Annotated in this window: 1 pseudogene; it reads right to left on the bottom strand. The window is 42.8% G+C overall.

Annotated elements, in window-relative coordinates:
* Window positions 1-523 (bottom strand): annotated as a pseudogene (locus tag EVI01_RS13540) (hypothetical protein); the annotation flags it as partial.

Consider the following 523-nt stretch of genomic DNA (forward strand, 5'->3'; position numbering starts at 1 on the left):
CTACTGATTTTAACAAGGAGCGCATTTCTCCCCAAGGCAGACACATGGCGACGAGTAAGACATCAACCGGATCGAATTTACTTTCCGACTGTTTGATCACCATTTCGGTGTTTTCATAGTTGGGTAGATTTTTTAAAACATTGCCCCCAATTTCTTCTATGGCTTGAACTGTGGTTTCATTCAAGGTTTTAGGTAAAGCATCGGTTCGTTCTTCATCGTATAGTCCATCGGCTAACGCATAATACGTGGAAAACAGGCCAAAGAAACTTTGGACTTTCCGTAAACTATAAATGGTCTCTTGATTGTAGCCAATCGTTACTTGATTCAGTGGCACGACTTGTTGGGTGCCACGATAGACAAATTCACCGTCTCGGTTCAAGACTAACTCTTGACCATTTGCTTGTGCTGCGATCCGAAAAAGGTTGGTTGTAAAGGTATCTGGCAATTGTGGCAGTAGTTGGTCTCGTTCGGTAATCATCGCTGCGGTGATTTGTTTGCCGATTTTATTGACTGTATCGACATC

Origin of the sequence: Enterococcus villorum, from assembly GCF_007990225.1 — a bacterium.
Classification (GTDB): Bacteria; Bacillota; Bacilli; order Lactobacillales; family Enterococcaceae; genus Enterococcus_B; species Enterococcus_B villorum.